This is a genomic window from Massilia arenae (assembly GCF_008014745.1).
Taxonomy (GTDB): Bacteria; Pseudomonadota; Gammaproteobacteria; order Burkholderiales; family Burkholderiaceae_D; genus Telluria; species Telluria arenae.
On record NZ_VPFD01000009.1, the window covers coordinates 156,609 to 163,344 of the forward strand.

The 6,736-nt window shown below is 67.4% G+C and carries 5 protein-coding genes; 2 read left to right on the forward strand and 3 right to left on the reverse strand.

The genetic code is table 11. The annotated features are described in order from the left end of the window. Window positions 1–64: 64 nt before the first annotated feature. The 3 genes from ggt to FVD38_RS26450 all read right to left on the reverse strand — a co-directional run bounded on the left by ggt (window position 65) and on the right by FVD38_RS26450 (window position 3,339). Entirely contained in the window at window positions 65–1,900 is a 1,836-nt protein-coding gene (gene ggt / locus FVD38_RS10520; RefSeq protein ID WP_370660635.1) for a gamma-glutamyltransferase, read from the reverse strand. Window positions 1,901–1,954: 54 nt separating this feature from the next. Further along, window positions 1,955–2,713 (reverse strand): 3-hydroxyacyl-CoA dehydrogenase, encoded by a 759-nt coding sequence (locus tag FVD38_RS10525; protein WP_147934771.1) that lies wholly within the window; start codon window positions 2,711–2,713, stop codon window positions 1,955–1,957. Window positions 2,714–2,823: 110 nt separating this feature from the next. Next, on the reverse strand, window positions 2,824–3,339 hold the full coding sequence (locus tag FVD38_RS26450) for a hypothetical protein (RefSeq protein ID WP_187271539.1): 516 nt from the start codon (window positions 3,337–3,339) through the stop codon (window positions 2,824–2,826). A gap of 230 nt (window positions 3,340–3,569) precedes the next feature. Here FVD38_RS26450 and FVD38_RS10535 point away from each other — a divergent pair, with 230 nt between their 5' ends. Both FVD38_RS10535 and FVD38_RS10540 read left to right on the forward strand, forming a co-directional pair. Beyond that, window positions 3,570–4,025, forward strand: coding sequence for a DUF4214 domain-containing protein (locus tag FVD38_RS10535; RefSeq protein ID WP_187271540.1), 456 nt, complete (start codon window positions 3,570–3,572; stop codon window positions 4,023–4,025). Beyond that, the gene (locus FVD38_RS10540) at window positions 4,025–6,601 is read left to right on the forward strand and encodes a calcium-binding protein (RefSeq protein ID WP_147934773.1); all 2,577 of its coding nucleotides are present in this window, start codon (window positions 4,025–4,027) and stop codon (window positions 6,599–6,601) included. Before FVD38_RS10535 ends, FVD38_RS10540 begins: the two co-directional genes overlap by 1 nt. Window positions 6,602–6,736 lie beyond the last annotated feature (135 nt).

Genomic DNA, 6,736 nt, shown 5'->3' on the forward strand with positions numbered 1-6,736 from the left:
TTGAGGCAAATATGGGACTGAAATCGCGACAAATTGTCTTGATTTGTCGCTTCCCTGTCCCACTTCAGTCTCCTTTGGCAATACCTTCGCGGCGCGGGTCGGCGCCGCCGAACCACATCGGCACCCCGTGCACCTGGATCCGCTCGATGCCGTGCAGGCCCGAGGTCTGGTCGCTTACCCGGATCGCATGGCCGCGCGCGCGCAGCAGGTCTTGCGTGGCTTGCGGGAAGCGCCCGCGTTCCAGCTCGGTGGGACCGTTGCGGCTGCCGAAATTGGGCAGCGCGATCGCCTGCTGCACGTTCAGGCCCCAGTCCAGGGTCCCGACCAGCACCTTGGCCACGTAGTTGATGATGGCCGGGCCGCCCGGCGAGCCGACGGTGAGCACCAGCTTGCCGCTATCCTTCTCGAACACGATGGTCGGCGACATGGCGCTGCGCGGCCGTTTATTGGCCTCGACCCGGTTCGCCACCGGGCCGTCGGCGTCACGCGCGCTGAACGAAAAATCGGTCAGCTGGTTGTTGAGCATGAAACCATCGACCATCTGGCGCGAACCGAAGGCGTCTTCGATGGTGGTCGTCATCGCCAGGCCGCGGCCCTCGGCGTCGACCACCGACAGGTGCGAGGTCGACGGCGTCTCGATCGCATTGTCCGTGCCCCAGGCCACTTCCATGCCCGGCGGCGTGCCGGCCTTGGCCTCGCCCATCGAGCGGGCGCCGACCAGGCCGGCGCGCTGTTTCAGGTAGCCTTTGTCGATCAGGCTCGGGATGCCGCGGCCGGGCAACGGCACGAAGTCGGCGTCGGCCGCGTAGCGGTTGCGGTCAGCGTAGGCCAGGCGTCCCACTTCGGAGAACACGTGCACGGCGTCAAAGCCGGGCACGCCATCCTTCGGCGTCAGCGCCTTCATGTCAAACGTTTCGAACATGCCCAGCATCTGGGCCACGGCGATGCCGCCCGACGACGGCGGCGGCATGCCGCACACGGTGTATTGCCGATAGTCGCTGCACACGGGCGTGCGCACCTTGGGCCGGTAGTCGGCGATGTCCTTCGCCGTCAACAGGCCGGGATTGGTCGGGTGCCGAGCGACTTTTTCCGCGATATCGCGCGCGATGCGGCCGGTATAGAACACGTCGGCGCCGCCGTCGGCGATCTCGCGCAGCGTCCTGGCCAGCGCCGGGTTCTTCAGCACATGACCGACCGGCCAGGGCTCCCCCGCCTTGTCGTAAAAATAGGCGACTGCCACCGGATCCTTGCGCAGGTGGGTCTCGCCGGCCAGCATCTTGTGCATACGCGGGCTGACCGCGAAGCCCTGCTCCGACAGCCGGATCGCCGGCTCGAACAGCGCCTTCCAGGGCAGCTTGCCATGCTGGCGGTGCGCCAGTTCGAGCATGCGCAGCACGCCCGGCGCGCCGACCGAGCGGCCGCCGACCACGCCTTCGGTGCGCGACAGCGGCGTGCCGTCCGGGCGTTCGAACAGGTGTTCGTCGGCCCTGGACGGCGCGGTCTCGCGGCCGTCGAAGGCCTGGGTAGTCTTGCCGTCGTAGTGGACCATGAAGGCGCCGCCGCCGATGCCCGACGATTGCGGTTCGACCATGGTCAGCACCAGTTGGGTGGCGATCGCCGCGTCGATCGCGCTGCCGCCGCGGCGCAGGATCTGGTAGCCGGCGTCCACCGCCAGCGGATTGGCCGCGGCCACCATGTATTTCTGCGCCGGCCAGCCGGTTTTTTCCTGGAAGCCGCTGGCCGCTTCGGGCGCGGCCTGCAGTGAATCCTGGGCCAGGACGGGATGGGTAAGGACTCCGGCCAGAGTCAGGGCGGCTGCAAAAGTGCTGAGTTGTTTCAAACGATTCTCCCAAAAGCAAACGGGCGCGCCGCCGCACGACAGCGGCAACGCGCCCGACATCGGGGACATGCTACCTCATGTCACGCCGGCTTGCTTTCAGGACAAGAATTTCTCTTACTTCGGCTGCATGCGGATCGCGCCGTCCAGGCGGATCGTCTCGCCATTGAGCATCACGTTCTCGATGATGGCCTTGGCCAGGTGGGCATACTCCTTCGGCATGCCCAAGCGCGGCGGGAACGGCACCATCTTGCCCAGCGAATCGCGCACTTCCTGCGGCATATTCATCAGCATCGGGGTCTCGAAGATGCCCGGCGCAATGGTCATCACGCGGATGCCGCTGCGCGCCAGGTCGCGCGCCATCGGCAGGGTCAGGCCGGCCACGGCCGCTTTGGATGACCCATAAGCGGCTTGGCCCATCTGGCCGTCGTAGGCCGCGACCGAAGCGGTGTTGATGATGATGCCGCGCTCGCCGTGTTCGGCTTCTTCGGTCTTGCCCATGGCCTCGGCCGCCAGGCGCGCCATATTGAAGGTGCCGACCAGGTTGATGTTCACGGCGCGCTGGAACACGTCCAGCGGGTGCGGGCCGTCCTTGCCGACGGTCTTGACGGCCGGCGCCACGCCGGCGCAGTTGACCAGGCCGCGCAGGGTGCCCAGCGCCACGGCGGCATCGACGGCGGCCTTGCCGTCCGCTTCCTGGGTGACGTCGCAGCGGACGAACTGGCCGCCAAGTTCAGCCGCCAGCGCGCGGCCGGCCTCTTCCTGGACGTCGGCGATCACGACTTTCGCGCCGCCCTCCGCCAGCATGTGCGCGGTGGCCGCCCCCAGGCCCGAGGCGCCGCCGGTGACGATGAAGACGTTGTTCTGGATGTGCATGGTGATGTCCCTTTATAAAAGTTCTGGTGCTGCTTATTAACGTTTACGTTAACGTCAATCTGCATTGTAGCGAACTTTTATGAGAAACCACCATGTCGCCGCTCAGGCTTTCAGAAGCACTGCATCGTGTTGCCGGTGCGGTTGCACAGGCGGCCTTCGCTGTTGACGCTGGCATTGCCGACCTGGCCGGCCGTGGTGGCGCCGCTGGCGTCGGTGCAGGTGGCGCCGGTGCAGGCGCTGACCGGACGCGAGCTCGGGCCGACCGGGGCCGGCGCAGTGGTCGGCATCGGTGTCGGCGTGATGCGCGCGCTCGGCGGCACCGCCTGGCTGTCCTGCGGACGCGGCATCGGCGACGGCTGCGGACGCACGTTCTGCGGCGCCGGGTGGGTGGCTGGATCGATGTCCTTCAGGCGCGACGGTTCCTGGCGCCCGGTCGATTTCTCAGCCTCGGTCATGGGACGCATGTCGATCGTCGGCGCCGGGGTCGAGGTCTGCTGGCCATCGAGCGATGGCCGATAGGTCGCGCCGGTGGCCGGCTGGCCCTGGGTGGTGCCGGTGGTCTGGGCGCCGGCGCCGATCGCAGTGGCTGCGAGCAGGACGGCAAGGATGGCTTTCGACTTGTACATGATAGACCTCTCTCCGTTTTTAATCGATCGATGACCTATTATCGTCTTGATAACCCTGCGCACGGCACGCGAGAAACAATTTTTCACACAATGCGTTGAAACCAATCGATACAAGCGAACAGGTTGAAAAAATTTGCTTGCCTGACCGCGGTCAATCTATCGACAATGCGCATTGCATGGCGCCAATATTGCCGAATAGCACTCCCCTCCACTTCCGACCCGAGCTAACGATGAACACGTCCGCCGCCAGCACGCATGATGCGATCGTCCAGTCCTTCTACCTGGCCTTCTATGGCCGCCCCGCCGATCCAGCCGGCCTTGCGTTCTGGTCGCAGCAGGTCGAGGCCGCGGGCGGGCGGCTGGCCGACGTCACCGCCGCCTTCGCACGCTCCGAGGAAGCCCTGGTCCGCTTCGGCGAGGCGCCGCTCGCCGCGCGCATCGCCGACATCTACCAGGCCATGTTCAGCCGGGCGCCGGATGCGGATGGCTGCAGTACTGGATCGACGTCGTCGGCCAGGGGCACGCTTCGCTGGCCGACGTCTCGATCGCCATCCTGCAAGGCGCCCAGGGCAGCGACCTGGCCCTGGCCACGCTGCGCCTGGAGGCTGCGACGCTGTTCACGGCGCGGGTCGAGGCCACCGGCAGCGATTACCAGGGTTTCGCCGCGATCGAGGCCGGACGGGTGATGCTGCGCGCCGTCACCCCGGGCGCCGACGCGGACGACCTGGCCGCGCTGGTGGCGTCGGCGCTGGCCTTCGCCGACGTGGTCAGCGACCATCCGGCGGTGATGGAGGCGCTGGCGCCGAAGCATCCCGTGCTCGCGCTGTTCGACGGCGGCCGCGGCGCGGCCAACCCCGCGCTGATGGCCGAAGCCTTGGGCGCCGTCGCCCAGGCGGCGGCCGACGAGCCGGCCGCCATGCTCAAGCTGCTGCGCGAAGGCGGCATGGCCGAATTGCTGGACGAACTACCGCCCGGCTTCGGCCTGCAGGCGCTGATCGACATGGTCAAGACCGGCGGCCTGGCCAGCCTGGTCAGGCTCGCCTTCCCGCCCGCGGAGCCACCGCTTCCTCCGGCCCCGGAGCCGGAACCGGAACCGGAGCCTGAACCTGAGCCTGAACCCGAACCACCCACCCTGACCGCCGTCACCTACGGCACGAACGACGGCCACCTGGCCATCGGGGAAGCGATCACCTTCAACCTGGTGTTCGACAAGACCGTGAGCGCCATCCCCGGCACCAATCTGGCGCTGAACAACTTCGGCAGCGCCAGCTACCAGGGTGGCAACGGCAGCAATACCCTCGTCTTCCGCTACGTGGTGCAGGCGGGCGAGAGCATCGGCGACCTGGCGCTGGCCGCCAGCGGCGCGCTGGTTGGCGGCATCGTCGATGCCGACGGCCTGTCCCTGCCCGCCGCCAGCCTCGATGGCATCGATCCGGCCGGCGTGGTGATCGTCGACGGCGTCCAGACCACCGTCTCGATCTCGGCCGGCGTGGATGGCTTGCGCGTCACCGCCACCAAGCCCGGCGACGTGCTGATCGAGGATGCGGACGGCATCCCCTTCCTGGTCCATGAGGGCAACGGCGCAGACCCGGTCGACACCGTGATCGGACCGCTGTCCGAGGGCGGCGTGACGGGCACCGTGCTCGTGCGCTCGCCGAGCGGGAACGTCGGCAGCGATCCGAACGGCATCGTGGTCGCGATCGGCTCGGGCGTCGGCCAGGACCTGGCCGGCCAGTACGTCTGGGGCCATGGCGGCGACGACGTCATCGACGGCACCGCCGGCGCCGACAGGCTGTTCGGCGGCGACGGCAACGACACGATCCGGGCCGGCGCCGGGGCCGACGTCGTGTATGGCGGGCGCGGCGGCGACACCATCGACCTGGGCGCGGACAACGACGTCGACCGCCTGGTCTACGGCGTCGACGAGTTCGACGCCGGCCGGCCCCGGTTCCAGGACGGCGACACGATCGCCCACATCGACAAGGTCGACCATTTCGGCGTTGGCGACGTCATCGACCTCGGCCGCCCGTTCGGCGGGGCGCCGGTATCGCGCGACACCTATCTGAGCGGCCTGGATGAGAATGAATATGCGCTGGTGCGCGGCTCGGCGAACGGCGGGCGCTTCGTGCAGGGCGATAGCGCCGCGGACGACGACTTCATGCTGCAGTGGAGTACCAACGGCGTGGTGGGCAGCACGATCCTGCGCGACGTCGGCAGCCGGACCAATTTCACCATCGACCGCGCCGCCGGGACCCTGACCCTGGCCGCGCCGACGCCCGCAATGTCGCTGGTGAAGTCGATCTCGTATTCATCGCTGCTCGGGGACGTCATCACCGCGACCTTCGAATCCTTGCCCGACCCGGTCACGCACACCCCCGGCAGCGAGACCGGCCTGGCCAACCCCAACGGCTTCTCCTTGTTGAACTACCGGGAATTCGCCCCGCTGCCGACCGACCCTGGCCATGTTGCCGTGCCCGGATTCGGCCTGCGCGACAATGTCCTCTCGCTCAACGGGCAGCTCGCCTCGAACCTGTACTCGATGTTCTGGACCAACGACACCTTCGATACCACGGCGGGCTACCTCGCGACCGGCCAGGTCTTTTTTGCAGGCGGCCATAACAACGGCTTCGACAACGACGGTTTCGCGGTCGTCGCCATGCGCACGATGTCCGGCAACACGACCCTGACCGCCGCGGACCCGTGGGCCATTTTCGGCCACGCCTCCGGCACGGCAAGCCTCGCCACGGGAAGCGGCCACGACGTCGTTCTGAGCAAGGGTGGGGGGCTAACGATCGTCTACGCCGGCATCGATGCCGGCGCCGAAGACCTGATCCTGGATTTCAATCCAGCCAAGGACTTTATCGGGCTCGCCGGCGACTTGCGCGACGCGGTCGACGACAACGGCAATGGCCTGAGCTGGATGGTCGGCAGCGGTGGACAACTAATGATCGGCGCCGGCGTGGAAGCGGTGGAGGTGACGCTGAACGGCCCCGCGGCGGCGGTCTCGAGCGCGCCATCGCTGCTGCAGCAGACGCTGGGCACGCTCAACGGCGCGCTCGACGTCAGCCAGCTGGCGCTCGGCGACGACCTCCTGATCCTGGCCAGGCACGCCGGGCACAGCGGCAGCGCCGCCCTGCTCTACTACCGAGCGGAGGACGACAATGGCGTGATCGACGCCGACGAGATTACCTTCATCGCCACCTTCAATGGCGGCGCGCCGTTCATGGGGAATATCCAGCTGGTGGGGATGCCGGCGCCTTGATGGCGCAGACGCTTTACGTCGGCCCAAAAACCGTCGTTCCCGCGGAGTGATGTGACCCCTTGAAGTGAGACTCCACTTCAAGGGGTCTTATGAAGTACGACGAGCAGTTTAAATTTTCAGCCGTTGAGGCCTACT